Source organism: Enterobacter cloacae complex sp. EB5, from assembly GCF_031432835.1.
Lineage (GTDB): Bacteria > Pseudomonadota > Gammaproteobacteria > Enterobacterales > Enterobacteriaceae > Enterobacter > Enterobacter hormaechei_C.
The window spans coordinates 2,897,607-2,921,543 of the sequence record NZ_CP133860.1; the positions used below are offsets into that span (position 1 = coordinate 2,897,607).

A 23,937-nucleotide genomic window follows, 5' to 3' on the forward strand; every position below is an offset into this window, starting at 1 on the left:
CGTTAGCGCCACCGGGCAACAGCGTTACAGATAACTACGATTCACTGCACGTTTCAGGAACCATCGCTCATGACACAGACTTTAAGCCAGCTTGAAAACCGTGGCGCTTTCATTGAACGTCACATTGGGCCGGATGCTCAGCAACAGCAGGAGATGCTGAAGACAGTTGGCGCGGATTCATTAAACGCACTGATCGGCCAGATCGTGCCAAAAGACATCCAGCTTGCTACGCCGCCGCAGGTAGGCGAGTCCACGACGGAGTTCGCCGCGCTGGCGGAGCTGAAGGCCATCGCCGGCCTTAACAAGCGCTATAAGTCTTACATTGGCATGGGCTACACCAACGTGCAGCTACCGCCGGTGATCCTGCGTAACATGCTGGAAAACCCGGGCTGGTACACCGCTTACACCCCGTATCAGCCAGAAGTCTCCCAGGGCCGTCTGGAAGCGCTGCTGAACTTCCAGCAGGTGACGCTGGATCTGACCGGTATGGATATCGCCTCTGCCTCGCTGCTGGATGAAGCGACCGCCGCCGCCGAAGCGATGGCGATGGCGAAGCGCGTGAGCAAGCTGAAAAACGCCAACCGCTTCTTCGTCGCGGCGGACGTGCATCCCCAGACGCTGGACGTGGTGCGCACCCGTGCGGAAACCTTCGGCTTTGAAGTGATTGTCGACGACGCTGAAAAAGTGCTGGATCACCAGGACGTCTTCGGCGTGCTGTTGCAGCAGGTGGGCACTACCGGGGAAGTGCACGACTACGGCGCACTGATCGCCGAGCTGAAATCCCGTAAGGTTATTGTTAGCGTCGCCGCTGATTTTATGGCGCTGGTGCTGCTGACGGCGCCAGGTAAACAGGGCGCGGATATTGTCTTCGGCTCAGCCCAGCGTTTCGGCGTGCCGATGGGCTACGGCGGCCCGCACGCGGCGTTCTTTGGCGCGAAAGATGAATTTAAACGTTCCATGCCAGGCCGTATTATCGGCGTATCGAAAGATGCCGCCGGTAACACCGCGCTGCGCATGGCGATGCAGACCCGCGAGCAGCATATCCGCCGCGAGAAAGCGAACTCCAACATCTGTACCTCGCAGGTGCTGCTGGCTAACATTGCCAGCCTGTACGCGGTGTTCCACGGTCCGGCTGGCCTGAAACGTATTGCCAGCCGCATCCACCGTCTGGCCGATATCCTGGCCTGCGGTCTGCAACAGAAAGGTCTCAGACTGCGTCATGAACACTATTTCGATACCCTGTGCGTCGAGGTGGCAGACAAAGCGGCCGTGCTGGCGCGCGCCGAGGCAGCGCAAATCAACCTGCGCAGCGACATTCACAATGCGGTCGGCATTACGCTGGACGAAAGCACCACCCGTGACGATATCCTGACCCTGTTCAACGTATTGCTGGGTGACGCACACGGTCTGGACGTTGATACGCTCGACAAAGAGGTTGCGCTCGACAGCCGCTCCATTCAGGAAAGCATGCTGCGCGACGACGCGATCCTGACTCACCCGGTGTTCAACCGCTATCACAGCGAAACCGAGATGATGCGTTACATGCACTCTCTGGAACGTAAAGATCTGGCGCTGAACCAGGCGATGATCCCGCTGGGCTCCTGCACCATGAAGCTGAACGCCGCGGCTGAGATGATCCCAATTACCTGGCCTGAATTCTCTGAGCTGCACCCGTTCTGCCCGGCTGAGCAGGCGGAAGGTTATCACATGATGATCAACCAGCTCTCCGACTGGCTGGTGAAGCTGACCGGGTACGACGCGCTCTGCATGCAGCCGAACTCCGGTGCGCAGGGTGAATACGCGGGCCTGCTGGCGATCCGTCACTATCACGAAAGCCGCAATGAAGGCCACCGTGATATCTGCCTGATCCCAAGCTCTGCCCACGGTACCAACCCGGCTTCTGCCCAGATGGCAGGAATGGAAGTGGTGGTTGTGGCGTGCGACAAAAACGGCAACATCGATCTGGCCGACCTGCGCGCCAAAGCCGAGCAGGCGGGCGACAAACTCTCCTGCATTATGGTGACCTACCCGTCCACCCACGGCGTGTACGAAGAAACTATCCGTGAAGTGTGTGAAGTGGTGCATCAGTTCGGCGGCCAGGTTTACCTCGACGGCGCAAACATGAACGCCCAGGTGGGCATCACCTCTCCGGGCTTTATTGGCGCGGACGTGTCGCACCTGAACCTGCATAAAACGTTCTGCATTCCGCACGGCGGTGGCGGCCCGGGGATGGGTCCTATCGGCGTGAAGGCGCACCTGGCGCCGTTTGTCCCAGGCCACAGCGTGGTGCAGATCGAAGGCATGCTGACCCGTCAGGGCGCGGTCTCTGCGGCACCGTTCGGCAGCGCCTCTATCCTGCCAATCAGCTGGATGTACATCCGCATGATGGGCGCGGAAGGGCTGAAGCAGGCCAGCCAGGTGGCGATCCTCAACGCCAACTACATCGCAACGCGTCTGAAGGACGCCTATCCGGTGCTCTACACCGGCCGCGACGGTCGCGTGGCGCACGAATGCATCCTCGATATTCGTCCTCTGAAAGAAGAGACGGGCATCAGCGAGCTGGATATTGCCAAGCGCCTGATCGACTACGGCTTCCACGCGCCAACCATGTCCTTCCCGGTTGCGGGAACGCTGATGGTTGAGCCGACTGAATCTGAAAGCAAGGTGGAGCTGGATCGCTTTATCGACGCGATGCTGGCGATCCGCAGCGAAATCGACCGCGTGAAAGGCGGGGAGTGGACGCTGGAAGATAACCCGCTGGTGAACGCGCCGCATACCCAGAACGAACTGGTGGCAGAGTGGAACCATGGTTATACCCGCGAACTGGCTGTCTTCCCGGCAGGTGTGGCAAACAAATACTGGCCAACCGTGAAACGTCTTGATGATGTTTACGGCGACCGTAACCTGTTCTGCTCCTGCGTACCGATGAGCGAATACCAGTAATGTTGTTCCTGTAGTAACGCAGGCCGGGTAAGGCGAAGCCGCTACCCGGCTTTTTTATTGGGAGAAAAGAATGGGAATTGCACTGGTCACCGGCGCCAGCCGGGGTATTGGTAAAGCCACCGCGCTACAGCTGGCAAGCGAAGGCTACACCGTTGCGGTGAATTTTCATCACAACATCAAAGCCGCGACGGACGTCATTAATCAGATCGTGGACGCGGGTGGTAAAGCCTTTGCCGTGCGCGCGGACATCAGCGATGAAGCGCAGGTGATGGCGATGTTCGACAGCATCGATCGCGAAGGTGAGCCGCTCGCCGCGCTGGTGAACAACGCCGGGATTTTGTTTGAACAATCCACCATCGAAAATCTCTCCGCTGAACGTATTAACCGCGTGCTGGCTACCAACGTCACCGGCTATTTTCTCTGCTGCCGTGAAGCGGTTAAGCGCATGTCGCATAAACACGGCGGCAAGGGCGGCGCGATTGTGAATGTCTCCTCGGCGGCATCACGGCTGGGCGCGCCGGGGGAATATGTGGATTATGCCGCCTCAAAAGGGGCGGTGGATTCCCTGACCACCGGCCTCGCGCTGGAGGTGGCGGCGCAGGGCATTCGCGTTAACTGCGTGCGGCCAGGCCTGATTTATACCGATATTCACGCCTCCGGCGGCGAGCCGGGGCGTGTGGATCGGGTGAAGTCGATGTTACCGATGCAGCGTGGCGGTCAGCCGGAGGAGGTCGCCCAGGCCATTGTCTGGCTGCTGAGCGACAAAGCCTCCTATGTCACCGGTAGCTTCCTGGAACTGGCTGGCGGGAAGTAACGCTACGACGCCAGCCACAGACGCAGGCGCATTCCCCAGCCGCTGGTCCAGCCGGTGGTGATCGACTTCACCTCGCCGTGAGAGATCACCACCAGCGTTGGCGTCACCTTAACGTCCCACTTACGCGCCAGTTCTCCGCTGGCGTCGTTGACCGTGGGCATCGTCGCTTTCTTCTTCCTCATCCATGTTTCGAGCGTCGCGTTATCGCCCGAGCGCAGCGCAACCGACATCACGTTACCCCCGACCGCGGCAAGCGCCGCCACCGACGGCGTGGTATAGCGGCAGACGCCGCACCATGTCGCCCAGACGTAGACCAGCAGCGGCCGCTCCTTACTCATGGCGATAAGATCGACGGGCTGACCGTCGAGGGTGTGCAGTGCCGTCGCGGAGAAATTCTGCGGCAGCGCGGGCTGGCGGAAATAGTCCACCGCCAGGCTCACGGCTACGCCAATCAGCAGCCATACGCCTAGCTCGCGCAGCAGGCGCGGAAGCTTACTTGCCACGGGCGTTTGCCAGCTGTTCTTTGACCAGCCCCTCCAGGTCGTCATACGGGATGGCGCCCGCCACCATCTGGTCGCCGATAATGGTCGCCGGGGTACCCTGAATATTCAGCACCTGCGCCAGGATGAGGTTCATCTTTAGGCTGTCCATGGTTTTATCATCCGTTTTAATGCTGTCCGTTCCGGTCTTTACCTTCGCGGCGGCGATGCTGGCGTCATCGTGATAGCCCTTTTTCATCATCAGCCGCTGGTGCAGCGCCCAGAATTTATCCGGCGCCTGCTGCCACGTTGAGAGCGCCGCTTTCGCGGCATTTACCGAGCTTTGTCCCTTGAACGGCAGCAGTTTGACGATGAGCTGCACGTCGGGATTTTCCTGCACGATTTTCTCCAGCATTGGGTCGAACTGCTTGCAATACGGGCAGTTGTAGTCCGTGAAGGAGACGATGGTCAGCTTCGGCGCTGCCGCGCCGGTTCGCGGGCTGTTGGGGTCGTTAAACAGCAGTTTTGCCAGCTGGTCGCTGGAAGCGTCATCAGAAGGTGCGGCGAAACCGAACGTTGATAACGACAGCAGAAGTAAGGCAACGAAGGCTCTCATGTTATTTTCCTTTTGCATCGGACAGGGTGCTCAGCACCGCTTCGCGGCTTAACAACGCAGGCAGCAAGTGGCCCTGCGGTAATCCCGGTCCGTAGATCTGGTTAAACGGCACGGCGGCGCTGCCGCGCGTGGTTAAGAACTGGCTGATGGTATCTGAGGGGCGGCTCCAGTCGCCGCGCAGGGCGACAACGTCCGGGGCGGAGAGCGCATCCTGCACGTCGTCGCGCAGCAGCACGTTGTATTTATTGGCTTTACAGGTCACGCACCAGTCGGCGGTCACGTCGACGAACACCCGTTTGTTCTCCGCCAGCGCGCGGGCAATGGCCTGCTCGCTGAGCGGCTGCCAGTGAATACGATCGCGGCGGGAACCCTCGCCGCCGGAGCCGGATACAAACGCGACCGCCCCGGCCACCACGACAGCTAATACCCCGGCGCGCAGTGCCGTTTGCCAGCGGTAGCGCCAGGCGGTGACCAGCAGCAGCGTAAGGATCAGGAGCACGCCCAGCGTGATGACGGGCAGGCTGCCAATGTGCACCGTCAGCAGGCTCAGCAGCCACAGCGATGAGCCGAGCATCATCATCCCCAGCACTACGCGTACGACGTTCATCCAGCGTCCCGGACGCGGCAAGCGCTGGGCCAGCCCCGGCCAGGCCGCCACCAGCAGCCACGGCAGGCTCATGCCGATACCCATCGCCAGGAAGATCCCCCACAGCAGGGGAAGCGGCGCCGCCAGCGCGACCGAGACCGCCGTCCCCAGGAACGGCGCGGTGCAGGGCGTCGCCAGCAGAGTGGCAAACGCGCCTTGCCAGAAATGACCCGCAAGCCCGTTGCCGCCGCGCGTGGCGAGGAAGGTGCTGGCGCCGGAAGGGAGACGGATTTCAAACAACCCCAGCAGGCTGGCGCTGAAAAGCACCATCACCAGCGTCATCGCGCCAATAAACCACGGGTTCTGGAACTGGATCCCCCAGCCGAGCGCCTGATTGCCTAAACGTAATACCGTCATCATCAGCGCCAGCGCGAGGAACGAGATCACGATCCCGGCTACTGATGCAAGAAACTGTCGGCGTACCTGACCCCGCGCCTGCCGTTCGGTTTGCATCAGCGTGCCCAGCTTCATGGCCAGCACGGGCAGTACGCAGGGCATGACGTTAAGGATCAGACCGCCCGCCAGCGCCATCAGCAGCACCCAGCCTAACGAGAGCGTCGGCGCGGCGTTCCCCGGCTGAATGCTCAGGCTGGACTCCTGCGCCTGCCCGCTATCGGCCAGAACCAGCGACAGGGTTTTGCCGCTGAGGTTAGGCGCGGCCTCGCCCCAGCTGTCCGTCACGGGCACGGTGGCGACCAGCGAGTCACCGCGCACGGTGAGGGCCGGTTTGCCGAAATCAACATCATCCATACCGTCGATAAACAGGGACGGCGCCTGCCAGCCTGCGTCACGCTGCGCCGTTACGATCAGCTTGCCGGGGGCATAGGTGGCGTTAAGCGTTGAGGTCAACCCGCCGCTGAGCGGAAGGGTGCCCATGGCCCGACTGAAATCGTAATCAAAACCGGCGCCTGCGGATGCGGTCATGTTCAGCGAAAACGGGTAGTCGGTAAGAATACAGACGTTGCTACAGGTGGAGAGCGTCAGTACGCCGCTCAGGATCTTCGGGACGTCGCCCCGCAGAGTGATGGGAAAGCTGACATCGCCGTGATAGCCCTGCGTGGTGATGCCCGCAACGTCGAAACGCTGCGGCACAGGCCAGCGCCAGTTCACCTCGACGGGCTGATGCCATTTAATCGTGGGTGCGACGCCGCCTTCGCCCGGCGAGCGCCAGTAGGTTTTCCAGCCTTTTTGCAGGGCGACGTCCAGCAGCAGGCGGGTTTCGCCAGTGCTTTCGGGTTGCGCACGCAGCCTGACGCTGGCGTGCTGATTATCGGCGGCGCGCAGCCAGCCGCTGTCGGCAGCCTGGCTGAGGGGCAGCCATAGCCAAAGCAGGCAGACCAGCAGTCGCCTGAATACAGTAAACATAAATTTTCTCCGTAAATGATGAATTAACCTGAAGTCACAGGCGAAGGCTCATTCACGGAAGACGCATAATCGCAGATGCACCCTTAACCGGGGCGGGGAGATAACGCGGGGAGGCCACTGCCGTTCGCAGCGCGGCGGGCTGGCTGCCAGCAACGCCAGCAGCAGGGTGACGGCAATCAGGGCGCCTTCAAACAAAACAGGCGGGACCGACATCAGCGACTTGGCGCTAAGCTCACACGGGGTTACCGGTGCGTCGGCACTCTCCTGCCCCTGCTGGACAGACTGGCTCGTGGCGGTGACGTTCATGACAAGCGCGTGCATCCCGGCCATCCGCTGGGCGGTGCATATCAGCACCACCAGGCAGGCCAGGGCTACAAGCAGGATAGCGTTGCGTTGTCGCTTGATCATGTTCGCCTCAAATATTCAGGACGCCTATATTATCGGGCGAACATATTTTGGCAACGCAAAAGCTGTAAAGAAGTGTCTGGAAGATAAGCGGTTTGCCCTCTCCGCTTGCAGAGAGGGCGAGCCATTACAGCGTTTCGCCGTTGCTGGCAATGACGGTTTTATACCACTCAAAGCTCTTCTTACGGGAGCGGGACATGTCGCCGGTACCGTCGTCGTGCTTGTTGACGTAGATAAAGCCGTAGCGCTTACTGTACTGGCCGGTGGTGAAGGAGACGCAGTCGATGCAGCCCCACGGCGTGTAGCCCATCAGATCCACCCCATCCCAGGTCACCGCCTTCATCATCTCTTCCACGTGGGCGCGCAGGTAGTCGATGCGATAGTCATCGTTGATGCTGCCGTCCTCTTCCACAGTGTCGTAGGCGCCGAAACCATTTTCCACGATAAACAGCGGCTTCTGATAACGCTCGTACAGTTCACACAGCGAATAGCGCAGGCCTACCGGATCAATCTGCCAGCCCCAGTCGGACGCCTTGACGTGTGGGTTCGGCACGCTGCCCTCGAAGCCGGAAATGGCGTCACCGGTACCGCCTTCCGCTTTGACCGCGTTGGTCATGTAGTAGCTGAAACCTAAGTAGTCGCAGGTGCCCTCGCGCAGGATCTGCTCGTCGCCCGCTTCCATTTTGATGGAGAAGCCACGGCGCTCCCACTCGTTCAGCACGTAAGACGGGTAGTAGCCGCGCAGCTGCACGTCGGTAAAGACGTAGCGCTCGCGCATGGATTCCTGAGCGAACATCACATCTTCTGGCTTGCAGGAGTATGGATAGAGCGCCACCATCGCCAGCATGCAGCCGACTTTCATTTCCGGGTTAATGCGGCGTGCGGCTTTCACCGCCAGCGCGCTGGCCACGAACTGGTGGTGCAGCACCTGGTACATGGTCTCTTCCGGGTTGTCGTGCTCGGTATAGACCACGCCAGAGCAGCAGTAGCCGAACAGCGGCGCACGCCAGTTGCGCTGGTTGTTGATTTCGTTGAAGGTCATCCAGTATTTGACCTTATTTTTGTAGCGCTCAAATACCACTTCCGAGAAGCGCACAAAGAAATCGACCACTTTACGGTTGGTCCATCCGCCATATTCCTGAACGAGGTGCAGCGGCATTTCAAAGTGGGAGAGGGTGATCACCGGCTCGATGTTGTACTTCAGCAGTTCATCGAACATATCGTCGTAAAACTTCAGCCCCTCTTCGTTTGGCTGAGTTTCGTCGCCTTTCGGGAAGATGCGCGTCCAGGCGATGGAGGTACGGAAACATTTGAAGCCCATCTCGGCAAACAGCTTAATGTCTTCTTTGTAATGGCCGTAGAAGTCGACGGCTTCGTGGTTCGGGTAATATTTGCCTTCAATCACTTCCTGCGTGATTTCACGCGGAACGCCGTGTGCGCCGCCGGTGAGCACGTCGCAGATGCTTGGCCCTTTGCCGCCTTTGTTCCAGCCGCCTTCAACCTGGTGCGCCGCTACCGCGCCGCCCCATAAAAAATCTTTCGGTAAGGTGAGTTTTTTCATCTTTGCTATTCTCAATTCAGGACTTATTGATTTCGAGTCTAGCAAAGCGGAATTAAATGTCACGATATAACAATTTGCGGAAATTGTAATTTGTCACATCAAAAAAACAGGATGTTTTATTCTGTTAATTTCTTCGCCAGTTTCCGGCCTAATGATTCCAGAATATAGATGACGGGAATTTGCGTGGTGATATCGTAAACGCCGCCAATGCGCGTTTGCGGGACATGCCAGGAGAGGTTAAAGTCCGCCAGTTTCGCGAGACGAGAATGTTCGTGGCTGGTGACGGAGAGCACCTTGCAGTGGTGCAGGCTGAACTGGCTGGCGAAGCGCAGGATCTCCTCGGTTTCGCCGGAGACGGAGAGTACAATAGCCAGCGCATTTTTAGCCATGTCGTTAGTGACCGGGAAATAAGGATCGTCGATATGGTTGCTGAATTTCCCGATATTTGAAAAGAAACGTGCGCCATATTTTGCCAGCGATCCGGAGGTGCCCGCACCGACAAAAATAATTCGTTCAGATGATAAAATAATATCGACGGCGTTATCTAATAGCGCATCAAACTCTTCGTTATTTACGCTTTTAAAGAAGCTGATAATTTCACTGGCACCAAAATTCGCCTGCTGCGGCTCGTTCTGCTCCAGATAGAGTTTAAAGCGCACCCGAAATTCCGAGTAGCCTTCGCAGTTGAGCTTTCGGCAGAAGCGCAGGATAGTGGTAGTGGAAACGCCCGCCGCATCCGCCAGCTCGCGGATGGTCATGTACATCACTTTATCGCGGTTCTTAATGACATAGTTGTAGACCATCATTTCCAGATTGTTGAGGCTGGCAATGGCGGAATGGCTGAACATACTCACAATGGCTAAACTCGCTGTCGGACACTATTCCTGAAGCATACCATGATGACGAAGGGCGGGAGACGGATTTATCTCCTTGATTACTCAGATGTTAATGAAATCATTTACACCTGTGAGGTGGATTATTTTTACATTATGCTGATTTATAAGGATAAATCTTGAATGTGGATTTATTTTAGCTAACAGGTGTTCACTGGAATCATTCTCAGTTAGCATAGAGTGGCGATGAATAATCATCTTTTGTTTTCCCGGAGTTAAGTATGGTGAGCAGACCATTAATCGCACAGGGATATTCGCTGGCTGAGGAAGTAGCCAACAGTATAAGCCACGGCATTGGCCTGGTTTTTGGGATTGTCGGCTTAGTGTTATTGCTGGTACAGGCAGTGGATACCAACGCCAGCGCGATGGCCATTACCAGTTACAGCCTGTATGGCGGGAGTATGATCCTGCTTTTCCTGGCCTCAACGCTGTATCACGCGATTCCGCATCAACGGGCGAAGATATGGCTTAAGAAATTTGACCACTGCGCTATCTATCTTCTTATTGCAGGCACCTACACGCCGTTTTTGCTGGTGGGGCTCAACTCACCGCTGTCGCGTGGTCTGATGATTGTGATCTGGAGCCTGGCGCTGCTGGGGATCCTGTTTAAGCTGACCATTGCGCACCGCTTTAAAGTGTTGTCGCTGGTTACCTATCTGACAATGGGCTGGCTGTCGCTGATTGTGGTGTATCAGTTAGCCGTTAAGCTGGCGGTGGGGGGCGTGACGCTTCTGGCTGTGGGCGGGGTGGTCTACTCGCTGGGCGTGATTTTCTACGTCTGCAAGCGTATCCCTTATAACCATGCCATCTGGCACGGGTTTGTGCTGGGCGGCAGCGTGTGTCACTTCCTGGCAATTTATCTGTATGTTGGGCAGGTGTAGTTTTTTTGTAAGGTGCGGTCTGATGCCCTCACCCCGACCCTCTCCCACAGGGAGAGGGAGAATATCAACGCTGTAGGCCCGGTAAGCGCAGCGCCACCGGGCGATACAGCATCAATCTTCCAGTGAATACGGCAGCGGCTCAATGCTGAGGGTGTTTGCATCATCCCGCACGCGGAACACGCTGTCGGGCTCCATATCATTATTCATGACAACCTGCACCAGCAGGCGGCCATCATCGAGCTGGACGGCGGCTAACACGGTGCCGGTACGGCGCCAGTTTTCGCCCATCTTCATCTCAAGATCTTCACCCGCTTCCGGCACACGGCTGGCGTGACCAGCCAGCGTCCACAGGGCGCGTTTGTTCGCGCCGCGGAATTTCGCACGCGCCACCATTTCCTGACCGGTGTAGCAGCCCTTCTTAAAGCTGATACCACCCAGCGCCTGGATGTTTGTCGCCTGGGGGATAAACTGCGCGCTGTTTGCCGCGTCAATGACCGGCAGTCCCGCTTCGATGTTCAGCGCCAGCCACTGCTGGCTGTTGTTGAGCTGTGCTTCACCGCGCAGGGCGTCAGTGACGCGTTCCGCCGTTGCTTCGTCGGTTACCAGCAGGAAGCGCTCCGCCGGGTGTTCGAACCACAGAATGGAGGTCGCTCCCTCGCTGACCAGCTGTTTTTCCGCATCCGGCAGCTCGGCAAACAGGTTTTTCAGCGCTGCGCGCGCCTGGAAACCCGCGACCCCCAGCAGAACGTGTTCATCGTCCGGGGCGATGGTGACTTTAGAAAAGACCGCGTATTTTTTCAGCTCTTTAAGCTGGGCGTCACGCAGGCTGCGGCGCTCAATAAAGGCGAATCCGTCCTGACGGCGGAACAGACGCAGGTTGCTCCACATTTTGCCTTTTGGATCGCAATGCGCGGCCAGCAGATGCTGGTGCTCAGTCAACTGCGCCACGTCCGCCGTGACCTGGCCTTGCAGGTATTTTTCGCTGTCCGCACCGGTCAGTGTCGCCAGTGCCCAGTCATCAAGAGTAATCAGCGTCAGCGGCAGACGCGCAGAGGCGGCGGGCTGGCGAGGAGAAAATGGTGTAAATGCCATAGTGATGTCCTGAATTGCTTAACGCTTTGATAATACCTAATGGTAAAAGAGACTGTATTCAATGCAAGCGCTTTCAGCAGGCCATTCGTGCCATTACGCGGTTATGCGTGGCGCTACGCAAAATAGTGTAATCCGCTGTCTTTATAAGGATTATTCAGGGAGCCTGCTCGAGGTTCGCAATATTCCAGTAAAGAAACGGTCAAAAACACGTTACACTAGCAGGTGTTCCCGGAGAGCAATAATGAATACCAAACGGGATACCGACTGTGCCAAACGTAATGCAGGAAACAGAACATGGATATTAACAACAAGGCCCGTATTCACTGGGCGTGCCGTCGCGGCATGCGTGAACTTGATATCTCCATCATGCCTTTCTTCGAGTATGAGTACGACAGCTTAAGCGATGACGATAAGCGCCTGTTTGTCCGTCTGCTTGAGTCTGACGATCCGGATTTATTCAACTGGCTGATGAATCACGGCAAGCCCGCCGACACCGAGTTGCAACGGATGGTGCAATTAATTCAAACACGGAATCAGGAACGTGGTCCTGTGGCAATCTGATCTTCGCGTCTCGTGGCGCTCACAGTGGATGTCCTTACTGCTCCACGGTCTGGTCGCGGCACTGGTGTTATTGGTGCCGTGGCCGCTTAGCTATACCCCTCTGTGGTTGCTATTGCTGTCGTTTGTGGTGTTTGACAGCGTGCGCAGCCAGCGTCGAATCAACGCCCGTCAGGGTGAAATTAAGCTGCTGATGGATTCTCGCCTGCGCTGGCAGGGAAAAGAGTGGGAGATGATGGGGACGCCGTGGATGCTTAACACCGGGATGATGCTACGGCTGCGTCGGGTCGAGGATAACCGTCGCCAGCACCTGTGGCTGGCCGCAGACAGTATGGATCCCGCGGAGTGGCGAGATCTGCGCCGGTTGATCGTGCAACAGCCGACGCAGGAGTAAATCAGCTGAACTGCTCGGCCATCTCACCCAGAATCTGCTCGCACCAGCTCTGGAGGCGCTCGTCGCTAAGATCGTACTGGTTGGTTTCATCCAGCGCGAGCCCGACAAACAGCTGACCGTCGGCAATAATCGGTTTTTGACTGGTGAACTCATAGCCTTCCGTAGGCCAGTAGCCGATAAAGGTCGCGCCCTTTGGCGCCAGTTTGTCGTGCAGCATGCCGAGTGCGTCAAGGAACCACTCCCCGTAGCCCAACTGGTCGCCCATGCCGTACATCGCAATGATTTTTCCTTCAAAATTGACTGAATCGAGCTGATCCCAGATGGCTTCCCAGTCTTCCTGAATCTCACCAAAGTCCCAGGTAGGGATACCCAGAATCAGCACATCGTACTGCTCCATCAAGGCGACCGCGTCATCTTTCAGGTTATGCAACGTCACCAGTTCCGGGCCAATGATGTCACGAATTTTCTCCGCCGCCATTTCGGTGTAGCAGGTGCTGGAACCATAGAACAGACCAATATTCATCGCGTAACTATCTCAATTCTTGCTATGACTTTGCGCGTAGTGTACCAGAAACCGATGGCAATCAGGCATAATGGCCAGATTGCAGAACCAAAGGGGCTGATGTGGAAAAGGATCTCGCACTCATCGAACAGTTTCTCGACGCGCTGTGGCTGGAGAAAAACCTCGCTGAAAATACGCTCAGCGCCTATCGTCGGGATCTCACGCTGCTGGTCGAGTGGCTGGCGCATCGGGGGCTGACGCTTGAAAGCGCGCAAAGCGATGACCTGCAAGGGTTACTGGCTGAGCGTATGGAAGGGGGGTACAAAGCCACCAGCTCCGCACGTCTGCTGAGCGCCATGCGCCGCCTGTTCCAGCACCTGTACCGCGAGAAGATCCGCGCGGATGACCCCAGCGCACTGCTGGCATCGCCTAAACTGCCTCAGCGGCTGCCAAAAGATCTCAGCGAAGCACAAGTTGAGAGATTATTACAGTCGCCCGCAGTTGACCTTCCGCTGGAGTTACGCGATAAAGCCATGCTTGAACTATTGTATGCCACGGGCTTACGCGTTTCCGAGCTGGTGGGCCTGACGATGAGCGATATCAGCCTGCGTCAGGGCGTGGTGCGCGTTATCGGTAAAGGGAACAAAGAACGGCTGGTGCCGCTGGGTGAAGAGGCGATCTACTGGCTGGAGACGTATCTGGAACACGGGCGTCCGTGGCTGCTGAACGGCGTCTCCATAGATGTATTGTTCCCGAGCCAGCGCGCGCAGCAGATGACGCGACAAACGTTCTGGCATCGCATTAAACATTACGCCACACTGGCGGGTATTGACAGTGAGAAGCTGTCGCCGCACGTTTTGCGTCACGCCTTCGCGACGCATCTGTTAAACCACGGCGCTGATTTACGCGTGGTGCAGATGTTGCTTGGACACAGCGATCTTTCAACGACGCAAATATACACCCATGTCGCGACGGAACGCCTGCGGCAGCTACACCAACAGCACCACCCTCGCGCGTGAGTGCCGACGAATTGTTACAGGAACAAATATGAAAAAGTCTTTAGCGCTGTTCACCCTGCTGGCAGCTTCGGTTTCCGGTTTTGCCCATGCGGACGATGCCGCTATTAAACAGTCTCTGACGAAACTCGGCGTCGCCAGCAGCGAGATCCAGCCAGCGCCGGTGGCTGGCATGAAAACGGTGCTGACCAACAGCGGCGTGCTGTACGTGACCGAAGACGGCAAGCACATCATTCAGGGGCCTATGTACGACGTGAGCGGCGCGCAGCCGGTGAACGTCACCAACCAGCTGCTGATGAAAAACCTGAACGCGCTCGAAAAAGAGATGATTGTCTACAAGGCGGCGCAGGAAAAGCACGTTATTACCGTCTTCACCGACATCACCTGCGGCTACTGCCACAAGCTGCATGAAGAGATGAAAGACTACAACGCACTGGGCATTACCGTGCGTTACCTGGCTTTCCCACGCGCCGGCGTGCAGAGCCAGCCTGAGCAGGATATGAAAGCGATCTGGTGTGCGAAAGACCGCAACAAGGCCTTTGATGACGCGATGAACGGCAAAGGCGTGAAGCCCGCGTCCTGCGATATCGACATCGCTAACCACTACGCGCTGGGCGTGCAGTTTGGCGTGAGCGGTACGCCAGCCATTGTGCTGAGTAACGGCTACGTGGTGCCGGGCTACCAGGGTCCAAAAGAGATGAAGGCGTTCCTCGACGAGCACCAGAAACAGATGGGTGGTAAATAATTCGCGTGAAAGCCCCGATAAGACTGCGCCGCCGCGATGCGGGTGAAACCGCGGATTTACCAGACACGCTTCCGCTGCTGCTAAAGCGGCTGTATGCCAGCCGTGGCGTGCGTACGGCAAGCGATCTTGAGCGCAGCGTCAAAGGCATGCTGCCCTGGCAGGCGCTGAGTGGCATCGAAAAAGCGACTGAAATGCTCTACGACGCGTTCCGGGAAGGCACGCGGATTGTCGTGGTGGGCGATTTCGATGCCGACGGCGCAACCAGTACCGCGCTGAGCGTGCTCAGCCTGCGTGCGCTGGGCTGCGATAACGTGACTTATCTGGTGCCGAACCGGTTTGAAGACGGCTACGGCCTCAGCCCGGAAGTGGTCGATCAGGCCCACGCCCGTGGCGCACAGATGATCATGACCGTGGATAACGGGATCTCCTCTCATGCGGGGGTCGATCATGCCCATGCGCTGGGGATCCCGGTACTGGTTACCGATCACCACCTGCCAGGCGAAACCCTGCCTGCCGCCGAAGCCATCATTAACCCAAACCTGCGCGACTGCGATTTCCCGTCGAAATCGCTGGCCGGAGTAGGGGTGGCGTTTTATCTGATGCTGGCGTTACGCACGTTGCTGCGAGATAAGGGCTGGTTCGAATCGCGTGGGATTGCCGTGCCGAACCTCGCGGAGTATCTCGATCTGGTGGCGTTGGGAACCGTGGCGGACGTGGTGCCGCTCGATACCAATAACCGTATTCTCACCTGGCAGGGCTTAAGCCGCATTCGGGCGGGTAAATGCCGTCCGGGGATTAAGGCGCTGCTGGAAATTGCCAACCGCGATCCGCTGAAGCTTGCGGCAAGCGATTTAGGCTTTGCCCTCGGCCCGCGCCTGAACGCGGCGGGGCGGCTGGACGATATGTCGGTTGGCGTCGCGCTGCTGCTGTGCGACAACATCGGCGAAGCGCGTGTGCTGGCCAGTGAGCTGGACGCACTCAACCAGACCCGTAAAGAGATTGAGCAGGGGATGCAGGCTGAAGCGCTGACCCTGTGCGAAAAGCTGGAGCGCAGCGGTGATACCCTGCCGGGCGGGCTGGCGATGTATCACCCTGAATGGCACCAGGGCGTGGTGGGCATTCTGGCGTCGCGTATTAAAGAGCGTTTCCACCGCCCGGTGATCGCGTTCGCCCCCGCCGGGGACGGCACGCTGAAAGGCTCCGGTCGTTCCATTCAGGGGCTGCATATGCGCGACGCGCTGGAGCGTCTGGATACGCTGCATCCGGGGTTGATGATAAAGTTCGGCGGTCATGCGATGGCGGCAGGCCTGTCGCTGGAAGAGGCGAAGTTCGACGAGTTTCAGCGTCTGTTTGGCGAACTGGTCACCGAGTGGATCGATCCGGCTCTGTTGCAGGGTGAAGTGGTTTCTGACGGTGAGCTTTCACCGGCTGAAATGACCATGGAGGTGGCGCAGATGCTGCGCGATGCCGGCCCGTGGGGGCAGATGTTCCCGGAGCCGCTTTTCGACGGACGTTTTCGTTTGCTGCAACAGCGCATCGTGGGCGAACGCCATCTCAAAGTGATGGTGGAACCGGTCGGCGGCGGACCGCTGCTCGACGGCATCGCCTTTAACGTTGATACCTCCATCTGGCCGGACAACGGCGTGCGCGAGGTTGAGCTGGCCTATAAGCTGGATATTAACGAGTTCCGCGGTAACCGCTCCCTTCAGATCATCATCGACAATATCTGGCCAATTTAGCGTCAGTAATCTCTATAAAAAAGGGCGTGGATTCGGTACAATCCCGCTCTTATCACCGCATTTTGACAAGCTCATAAAAGAAAACAGACCATGTTTGAAATTAATCCGGTAAAAAACCGCATTCAGGACCTCACGGAGCGCTCTGACGTTCTTAGGGGGTATCTTTGACTACGATGCCAAGAAAGAGCGTCTCGAAGAAGTAAACGCCGAGCTGGAACAGCCGGACGTCTGGAACGAACCTGAGCGCGCTCAGGCGCTGGGTAAAGAGCGTTCCTCCCTCGAAGCCATCGTAGATACGCTGGATCAAATGGCGCAGGGTCTGGAAGATGTTTCTGGGCTGCTGGAGCTGGCTGTCGAAGCCGACGACGAAGAAACCTTTAACGAAGCCGTGGCAGAGCTCGACGTGCTGGAAGACAAGCTGGCGCAGCTGGAATTCCGTCGCATGTTCTCCGGCGAATACGATAGCGCTGACTGCTATCTCGATATTCAGGCAGGTTCTGGCGGTACTGAAGCGCAGGACTGGGCGAGCATGCTGATGCGCATGTACCTGCGCTGGGCGGAAGCGCGCGGTTTCAAAACCGAGATTATCGAAGAGTCCGAAGGTGAAGTGGCGGGTATCAAATCCGTCACCATCAAGATTATTGGCGATTACGCCTACGGCTGGCTGCGTACCGAGACCGGCGTTCACCGCCTGGTGCGTAAGAGCCCGTTCGATTCCGGCGGCCGCCGTCACACCTCCTTCAGCTCCGCGTTTGTCTACCCGGAAGTCGATGAAGATATTGATATCGACATCAACCCGGCGGACCTGCGTATCGACGTTTACCGCGCATCCGGCGCGGGTGGTCAGCACGTTAACCGTACGGAATCTGCGGTGCGTATTACCCACATTCCAACCGGGCTGGTAACACAGTGCCAGAACGACCGTTCCCAGCATAAGAACAAAGACCAGGCCATGAAGCAGATGAAAGCGAAGCTTTATGAGCTGGAGATGCAGAAGAAAAATGCTGAGAAGCAGGCGATGGAAGACAACAAGTCCGATATCGGCTGGGGCAGCCAGATCCGTTCTTACGTCCTTGATGACTCCCGCATCAAAGACCTGCGTACCGGGGTTGAAACCCGCAACACGCAGGCGGTGCTGGACGGCAGCCTGGACCAATTTATCGAAGCAAGTTTGAAAGCAGGGTTATGAGGAACCAACATGTCTGAACAACAAGCACAGGGCGCTGACGCGGTAGTCGATCTTAACAACGAACTGAAAACCCGCCGCGAGAAGCTGGCAGCGCTGCGCGAGCAGGGCGTGCCGTTCCCGAACGATTTTCGTCGTGACCACACCTCAGACCAACTGCACGCAGACTTCGACGGTAAAGAGAACGAAGAGCTGGAAGCGCTGAACGTTGAAGTGTCCGTGGCGGGCCGCATGATGACCCGTCGTATCATGGGTAAAGCGTCCTTCGTGACCTTACAGGACGTTGGCGGCCGCATTCAGCTGTACGTCTCTCGTGACGACCTGCCGGAAGGCATCTACAACGAGCAGTTCAAGAAGTGGGATCTGGGCGATATCCTGGGCGCTAAAGGTAAACTGTTCAAAACCAAGACCGGTGAACTGTCTATCCACTGCACCGAACTGCGTCTGCTGACCAAAGCCCTGCGCCCGCTGCCGGACAAGTTCCACGGTTTGCAGGATCAGGAAGCGCGCTATCGTCAGCGTTACCTGGATCTCATCTCTAACGATGAATCCCGTAAGACCTTCAAAATTCGCTCCCAGATCATGGCCGGTATTCGCCAGTTCATGGTTAACCGCGACTTTATGGAAGTAGAAACCCCGATGATGCAGGTGATCCCAGGCGGTGCCTCAGCCCGTCCGTTCATCACCCATCACAACGCCCTGGACCTGGACATGTACCTGCGTATCGCGCCGGAACTGTATCTGAAGCGTCTGGTGGTTGGCGGTTTCGACCGCGTGTTTGAGATCAACCGTAACTTCCGTAACGAAGGTATCTCCGTACGTCATAACCCAGAGTTCACCATGATGGAACTCTATATGGCCTATGCGGATTACAAAGATCTGATTGAGCTGACCGAATCCCTGTTCCGCACCCTGGCGCAGGACATTCTGGGCACCACCCAGGTGCCTTACGGTGAAGAGGTGTTCGACTTCGGCAAGCCGTTCGAAAAACTGACCATGCGCGAAGCGATCAAGAAATACCGTCCGGAAACCAACATGGCGGATCTGGATAACTTCGACTCTGCGAAAGCGATCGCTGAAAGCATCGGTATCAAGGTTGAGAAGAGCTGGGGTCTGGGTCGTATCGTGACCGAGATCTTCGAAGAAGTGGCCGAAGCGCACCTGATTCAGCCGACCTTCATCACCGAATACCCGGCGGAAGTGTCTCCGCTGGCGCGTCGTAATGATGAGAACCCGGAAATCACTGACCGCTTCGAATTCTTCATCGGTGGCCGCGAAATCGGTAACGGCTTTAGCGAGCTGAACGATGCAGAAGATCAGGCGCAGCGCTTCCAGGATCAGGTTAACGCGAAAGCGGCAGGCGACGACGAAGCGATGTTCTTCGATGAAGACTACGTGACCGCGCTGGAGCACGGCCTGCCGCCGACGGCTGGCCTGGGTATTGGTATCGACCGTATGGTGATGCTGTTCACCAACAGCCACACCATCCGCGACGTGATCCTGTTCCCGGCGATGCGTCCGGTGAAATAAGCCGTTAAGACGTAAAAAAAGCCCCGTGCGTTTATCGCCGGGGCTTTTTTATTGCGCCGCGAAGGCGCTGAGTTTTTCACGCGCGGTGTTCGCTTCCTGCACCATCCACGGGCTAAATGCCCACGGTGTGGCGTCCAGCGCGCGGAATAGCGCGTCCAGTTCCACCCACTGATACTCCATCACTTCATCGTCATTGATTGCGAGGGTATTCGTGACGCGGGCGGCATAGACCGGGCAGATTTCGTTTTCAACGATCCCTGACGGGTCGGCTTCACGGTAGCGGAACTCCGGGGCAATGGGGGTGATGTCTGTGATTTCGGCGCCGACTTCAAATCGACAGCGGCGGATAATCGCCTGCTCTGTCGCTTCGTCGGCCTGTGGATGACCGCAAACAGAGTTGGTCCATACGCCGGGCCAGGCTTTTTTACTTAAGGCGCGCCGGGTGATCAGACATTCTCCTTTAGCGTTAAACAGCCATGAAGAGAAGGCCAGGTGTAGCGGGGTGTGTGACGTGTGCGCGGCGTACTTCTCCTGAGTGCCAATCACCTTTCCCTGGTCATTTACCAAAATAACGTGTTCTTGAATACTCATTGATGCTCCAGTGCCAAAATGCTTAATGGTTCAGCACCATCAGCGGAATTATTATACTGCATTCTTATGCGAACGGTTTGGCCCACAGAGCGGAAAAGGGCATGACCCGCATCAGTTTGGGCTGCTATCATAGTGCGCCATTCACGCTGACCGAGGAGCTGTTTTGTTTGCAGGAAGCCTGACGAGAAACCCGATCATTGCCGTTTTCTGCCTGACGCTGACGCTACTTGTAGCAGGATGCTCGGGGAGTAAATCTTCGGATATGGGTAGTTATTCCGGTGCAGTCTATACCGTTAAGCGCGGGGACACGCTCTACCGCATCTCACGCGCCACGGGAACCAGCGTGAAGGAGCTGGCGCGCCTGAATAATATTTCACCACCGTATACTATTGAGGTAGGGCAGAAGCTCAAGGTTAACGGCGGTTCCTCCTCAGGGAAAAAGTCCTCAACGCGTAAAACAGCCAAAGTCACGCCATCCTATCAGGTGCCTAAATCATCCTGGCCGCCGGTTGGTCAGCGCTGCTGGATCTGGCCTGCAAGCGGAAAAGTGGTTGCGCCGTACTCGCTCTCGGAAGGTGGCAATAAAGGTATTGATATCGCTGCCGCACGCGGCACACCGGTTTACGCTTCAGGGGCCGGAAAGGTGGTCTATGTCGGTAACCAGCTTCGTGGATACGGTAACCTGATCATGATTAAGCATGGTGAGGACTACATTACGGCGTATGCGCATAACGACACGATGCTGGTCAATAATGGTCAGAACGTGAAGGCGGGGCAGAAGATTGCGACCATGGGCAGTACCGGGACGGATACGGTGAAGCTGCACTTCCAGATCCGCTATAAGGCCACGGCCATCGATCCGCAGCGTTATCTTCCGGCGCAGGGCAGTAAGCCGAAGTGCTAAGTGATTATTTAATCGCCACTTAGTGGGGGAAAGGCTTGTATGAAGAGGCGTAAGGTCTATAATGCCTTACGCACCTCAAAGCGGGCGTAGTTCAATGGTAGAACGAGAGCTTCCCAAGCTCTATACGAGGGTTCGATTCCCTTCGCCCGCTCCAGATTTACCCTAACGTATTCATTCCTCAGCTTTTTCCTGATTCATACGTGACGGCGCTCGTGATCTTCCTACAAAGGGGTCATACAGCCGATGGCACAGCGTGATAATCTCTATCGACGTCCAAGCGGTATCTATGTTCTGCGGATCACCGTTCCGGTTCGTTATCGCGCCCTGATAGGGCAGCGTGAAATTCATGCATCTACTCGCACAACCCACCTTGCAAATGCCAGAGCTATTGCCGCGCGTTTGCTGGAGAAGTGGTATGCGTCTCTGGAAGAGTTCAGGCAAGTGGATAAAGAGAAGATCAGGGGCAATGCCCCATTGTTGACTGGCGCTGGCAAAATCAGCCTGGCATTGTTTTGCGATTCATTTGGGGTTGGGGTTGAGACTGTCGTCCAGCATCTTCTGGCAGACAATGTGCCGCTGTATGCCCTTGTATCGAACCAGCGTGGCTTTCTGATTGATGATTTCAGCACGCTTGAGCGTGATCCTGATACGCATGGGTTCGTTTTGAATAACATTGCGTATGACGGTGCTGAGGCTGCGGTGAACGGCTATATGCAGCTTTACCAGCCGCAGTTTGCCCTTGTTGAATTGCTGAACGGGCGACAGGTTGAGGTTACGGCATTCAGGGCTAACAACGGCAATCCTCTTTCCCTCTGGTTGTTGGATTTACCCGGGGTGACGCTGAATGCAAGTTCTTTGTTCATCAACAACGTGCAGGCTGAAAAACTGCGTAGCGCTTGGGATAAGGCGCTTACGAAATCAGAGCCAACATTAAGTGCTCTGCCATGCGCTCCGGTAGGTGTAACACCAGCGATTCCTGTAGCCTCTATCATTAATCCGTATTGCAACCCTACGTATGCGAGCATGACGGTTTCAGCATTGCTGGAAGCGTTTTTGGTCTATAAAAATACGGGCGATATTAAGCTAGCCAGCGAGGGGAAAATTCGTTCCAGAATTGAACACTTCGTGGAGATAATGGGCGATTTAACTCTAGGTGAACTGAATCGTGACGTTGTGAAGGATTACATCACCAAAATGCAGAATATGCCCGGTAATCTGTATTTAATGCGTCGAAAATACAAGATTTCAGATACGCAAAAGCTTATTGAAATAGCGCTAGCTGATGGCCAGCCAGTTATGAGTCGAGATGCCATTGGCAGGCATATTGAGTCACTGGGTTCTATGCTCAAATGGGCTAAGAGCGAACGTTACCTTTTTGATAACCCTGCTGAGAATGTGCTGGCTCAGCGCCGCGTGATGGTGCGTGAGCAGGATCGCCGCGACCTCTTCACCGACGAGGAACTAGAGCAAATTTTCTCGGCTGACTGGTTTAAGAAAGGCGCGGGAAAGCCCAATCAATACGGACGTTATACGAGCTTCCGCCCGTTTCACTACTGGTTGCCTCTGTTGGCATTATATGTGGGTGGGCGCATCAATGAGCTTTGCCAGCTTTATCTGACGGATATTCGCGAAGATAAAAACGGGATTGCCTATATTGATTTTAACCTTGGTGCGCCGGATAAGGTGATGGATGAAGAAGTGCAGGCTGGTGGCGATAAATCATTAAAGACGGTGAATGCGATCCGTCAGGTCCCAATTCATCCGCGACTTATCGAGCTAGGGCTGCTGGAGTATATAGATGCATTGAAAGCTGCTGGGTATGATCGTCTTTTCCCTGAGTTGAAGCACAACAAAATCAAAGGATATCGTGCCGCTGCCTCAAAATGGTTTAACGAAAACTACTTTGGCAAAGTCCTCGGTTTTACCCGTGACGGTAAGAAAACGTTCCATTCGCTGCGGCATACTTTCATCAACGCCGTAGACAAGTTTGAGACCAACGAACGCACGATTGCGCAGCTTGTTGGGCATGTTCGGGGCAGCACTACCGCGATGACAACCTATCGTAAGGATACTGATGTGGGAGAGCAATTGGGCGTGATTTCGCAGCTTCGCTACAGGTTGCCTGATATTGCACAGTTCGACTCGCAAGCGGGTATCAAGGCGGTCATCGACGCACGGCGCAGACATAAATCATAGGATGTGCCAAACGCGCCAGGAAGCTCTGTGGCGCGTTTTTTATCAAGGGTAGTGGAAATCATGGTGCGGAATTCGCGGCGCTTTCGTAGCTCGACTGGCGAAGCTAGATGAATCAGATGTAACCTTCAACAAGCAGCCTCTTTCGCAACATTTAAACAACTAGCGGAGTATGGATGTTAATGGCGACCTACAGACAAATTGCCGATGATGTTAAATCCCGGACGGGGAAAGCAGTCAAAACATGCTGGATCGCTCATGTTAAGTCATTGCATGGGCTAACCCGTAGCGTGTCACCGAACCGGATTAGCACCGAAAGCCGGGTTTATCCTTGCCCTGATAAATGGGTTGCGGAGATCGAGCAATCAATGAGAAATCTGGGCGAGCTTTAGCTTTACCGCGCCGCTTAACTTTTGAGGGGGGTTGCCTCTATAAGGAAAAGTCTGCCACTGCCGAAGTTTTTGAACGCAATGCCTGAAAGTGGGGCTGGCAAACCTAGGACATCCACCTTTTGGCGCGACAAATTTTTCCTGTAGCTTTTGAAGTGTAGGTTGGTGGGCTGGTGAGTGCTGAGCTGAAGCTTCAAGACAACAAGAACTTAATTCTGGTGTTGTCTTTTCTTTTTAACTTCTTGTTTTGTTTTATATGTTTTATTAAACCTCTTTTCTGGGGAGCAAAACTAGCCCTAAGGACCGATGCGATGATTTGCAGTGAGGCCCTTGGCTAATCAGGCTTCCAGAGTTGTAACCTCTTTTCTGGGTCCCTGCTTGGATCGGCGATGTGAACTACTCTGCTTTAAAAAAGGCTCACGACGTAAGCCCTTTGCAAAACATGATAAATCACTATTGGATATTGGTTATGCAAGTCCAAGACTCAGCACCTTG

General features: G+C 56.2%; 21 protein-coding genes and 1 tRNA gene. 13 read left to right on the forward strand and 9 right to left on the reverse strand.

Going from position 1 to position 23,937, the window contains the following annotated elements:
* The first annotated feature begins 69 nt into the window (after positions 1 to 69).
* Positions 70 to 2,943, forward strand: coding sequence for an aminomethyl-transferring glycine dehydrogenase (gene gcvP / locus RHN82_RS13875; RefSeq protein WP_017692709.1), 2,874 nt, complete (start codon positions 70 to 72; stop codon positions 2,941 to 2,943).
* A 70-nt stretch (positions 2,944 to 3,013) separates the two neighbouring features.
* Entirely contained in the window at positions 3,014 to 3,757 is a 744-nt protein-coding gene (locus RHN82_RS13880) for an SDR family oxidoreductase (RefSeq protein ID WP_310398340.1), read from the forward strand.
* Between the two features lie 2 nt (positions 3,758 to 3,759).
* On the opposite strand, the gene RHN82_RS13885 is transcribed toward RHN82_RS13880, so the two are convergent.
* The 6 genes from RHN82_RS13885 to RHN82_RS13910 all read right to left on the reverse strand — a co-directional run bounded on the left by RHN82_RS13885 (position 3,760) and on the right by RHN82_RS13910 (position 9,677).
* Positions 3,760 to 4,260 (reverse strand): protein disulfide oxidoreductase, encoded by a 501-nt coding sequence (locus RHN82_RS13885; RefSeq protein ID WP_047050796.1) that lies wholly within the window; start codon positions 4,258 to 4,260, stop codon positions 3,760 to 3,762.
* Positions 4,250 to 4,852, reverse strand: a complete 603-nt coding sequence (locus RHN82_RS13890; RefSeq protein ID WP_047050797.1) for a DsbA family protein — start codon at positions 4,850 to 4,852, stop codon at positions 4,250 to 4,252. Before RHN82_RS13890 ends, RHN82_RS13885 begins: the two co-directional genes overlap by 11 nt.
* Position 4,853: 1 nt before the next feature.
* On the reverse strand, positions 4,854 to 6,863 hold the full coding sequence (locus RHN82_RS13895; protein ID WP_047050799.1) for a protein-disulfide reductase DsbD: 2,010 nt from the start codon (positions 6,861 to 6,863) through the stop codon (positions 4,854 to 4,856).
* 48 nt (positions 6,864 to 6,911) lie between these two features.
* Complete coding sequence (locus RHN82_RS13900) at positions 6,912 to 7,271, reverse strand: hypothetical protein (RefSeq protein WP_047050800.1); 360 nt, start codon at positions 7,269 to 7,271, stop codon at positions 6,912 to 6,914.
* 124 nt (positions 7,272 to 7,395) lie between these two features.
* Positions 7,396 to 8,829 (reverse strand): 6-phospho-beta-glucosidase BglA, encoded by a 1,434-nt coding sequence (gene bglA / locus RHN82_RS13905; RefSeq protein ID WP_023295383.1) that lies wholly within the window; start codon positions 8,827 to 8,829, stop codon positions 7,396 to 7,398.
* A gap of 116 nt (positions 8,830 to 8,945) precedes the next feature.
* The gene (locus tag RHN82_RS13910) at positions 8,946 to 9,677 is read right to left on the reverse strand and encodes a MurR/RpiR family transcriptional regulator (protein ID WP_047050802.1); all 732 of its coding nucleotides are present in this window, start codon (positions 9,675 to 9,677) and stop codon (positions 8,946 to 8,948) included.
* 266 nt (positions 9,678 to 9,943) lie between these two features.
* Between RHN82_RS13910 and trhA the strand changes: the two genes are divergently transcribed.
* Positions 9,944 to 10,603 (forward strand): PAQR family membrane homeostasis protein TrhA, encoded by a 660-nt coding sequence (gene trhA / locus RHN82_RS13915; RefSeq protein WP_047050804.1) that lies wholly within the window; start codon positions 9,944 to 9,946, stop codon positions 10,601 to 10,603.
* A gap of 111 nt (positions 10,604 to 10,714) precedes the next feature.
* Here the strand turns inward: trhA and ygfZ are convergent, their stop codons facing one another.
* Positions 10,715 to 11,695 (reverse strand): tRNA-modifying protein YgfZ, encoded by a 981-nt coding sequence (gene ygfZ / locus RHN82_RS13920; protein ID WP_022649306.1) that lies wholly within the window; start codon positions 11,693 to 11,695, stop codon positions 10,715 to 10,717.
* A 294-nt stretch (positions 11,696 to 11,989) separates the two neighbouring features.
* On the opposite strand from ygfZ, the gene sdhE reads away from it, so the two are divergent.
* On the forward strand, positions 11,990 to 12,256 hold the full coding sequence (sdhE, locus tag RHN82_RS13925) for an FAD assembly factor SdhE (RefSeq protein WP_003863437.1): 267 nt from the start codon (positions 11,990 to 11,992) through the stop codon (positions 12,254 to 12,256).
* The gene (locus RHN82_RS13930; protein WP_017382887.1) at positions 12,237 to 12,647 is read left to right on the forward strand and encodes a protein YgfX; all 411 of its coding nucleotides are present in this window, start codon (positions 12,237 to 12,239) and stop codon (positions 12,645 to 12,647) included. The genes sdhE and RHN82_RS13930 overlap by 20 nt, the downstream gene beginning before the upstream one ends.
* 1 nt (position 12,648) lies before the next feature.
* Here the strand turns inward: RHN82_RS13930 and fldB are convergent, their stop codons facing one another.
* Positions 12,649 to 13,170, reverse strand: coding sequence for a flavodoxin FldB (fldB, locus tag RHN82_RS13935; RefSeq protein WP_015571793.1), 522 nt, complete (start codon positions 13,168 to 13,170; stop codon positions 12,649 to 12,651).
* A gap of 101 nt (positions 13,171 to 13,271) precedes the next feature.
* On the opposite strand from fldB, the gene xerD reads away from it, so the two are divergent.
* From xerD to lysS, 5 genes are all read left to right on the forward strand, one after another.
* Positions 13,272 to 14,168: a site-specific tyrosine recombinase XerD gene (gene xerD / locus RHN82_RS13940; RefSeq protein ID WP_047050805.1), complete on the forward strand. Its 897-nt coding sequence runs from the start codon at positions 13,272 to 13,274 to the stop codon at positions 14,166 to 14,168.
* 28 nt (positions 14,169 to 14,196) lie between these two features.
* Complete coding sequence (gene dsbC, locus RHN82_RS13945; RefSeq protein ID WP_003863443.1) at positions 14,197 to 14,910, forward strand: bifunctional protein-disulfide isomerase/oxidoreductase DsbC; 714 nt, start codon at positions 14,197 to 14,199, stop codon at positions 14,908 to 14,910.
* Positions 14,911 to 14,915: 5 nt separating this feature from the next.
* Positions 14,916 to 16,649, forward strand: a complete 1,734-nt coding sequence (recJ, locus tag RHN82_RS13950) for a single-stranded-DNA-specific exonuclease RecJ (RefSeq protein ID WP_047050807.1) — start codon at positions 14,916 to 14,918, stop codon at positions 16,647 to 16,649.
* Positions 16,650 to 16,739: 90 nt separating this feature from the next.
* A protein-coding gene (gene prfB / locus RHN82_RS13955; RefSeq protein WP_100245287.1) for a peptide chain release factor 2 occupies positions 16,740 to 17,838 on the forward strand; the annotation gives its coding sequence in 2 pieces (ribosomal slippage) (positions 16,740 to 16,814 and positions 16,816 to 17,838; 1,098 coding nt in all).
* A 9-nt stretch (positions 17,839 to 17,847) separates the two neighbouring features.
* On the forward strand, positions 17,848 to 19,365 hold the full coding sequence (gene lysS, locus RHN82_RS13960) for a lysine--tRNA ligase (RefSeq protein WP_003863452.1): 1,518 nt from the start codon (positions 17,848 to 17,850) through the stop codon (positions 19,363 to 19,365).
* 48 nt (positions 19,366 to 19,413) lie between these two features.
* Here lysS and idi read toward each other — a convergent pair whose 3' ends face one another.
* Positions 19,414 to 19,956 carry an isopentenyl-diphosphate Delta-isomerase gene (gene idi, locus RHN82_RS13965; RefSeq protein ID WP_047050810.1) on the reverse strand — a complete coding sequence of 181 codons (543 nt, stop codon included), beginning with the start codon at positions 19,954 to 19,956 and terminating at the stop codon, positions 19,414 to 19,416.
* A 163-nt stretch (positions 19,957 to 20,119) separates the two neighbouring features.
* Between idi and actS the strand changes: the two genes are divergently transcribed.
* The 3 genes from actS (at position 20,120) to RHN82_RS13980 (ending at position 23,056) form a co-directional block, all read left to right on the forward strand.
* Positions 20,120 to 20,860, forward strand: coding sequence for an amidase activator ActS (actS, locus tag RHN82_RS13970; RefSeq protein ID WP_022651807.1), 741 nt, complete (start codon positions 20,120 to 20,122; stop codon positions 20,858 to 20,860).
* 80 nt (positions 20,861 to 20,940) lie between these two features.
* Positions 20,941 to 21,014, forward strand: a tRNA-Gly gene (locus RHN82_RS13975).
* A gap of 89 nt (positions 21,015 to 21,103) precedes the next feature.
* Positions 21,104 to 23,056 carry a site-specific integrase gene (locus RHN82_RS13980; protein ID WP_059347619.1) on the forward strand — a complete coding sequence of 651 codons (1,953 nt, stop codon included), beginning with the start codon at positions 21,104 to 21,106 and terminating at the stop codon, positions 23,054 to 23,056.
* The last annotated feature ends 881 nt before the right edge of the window (positions 23,057 to 23,937 follow it).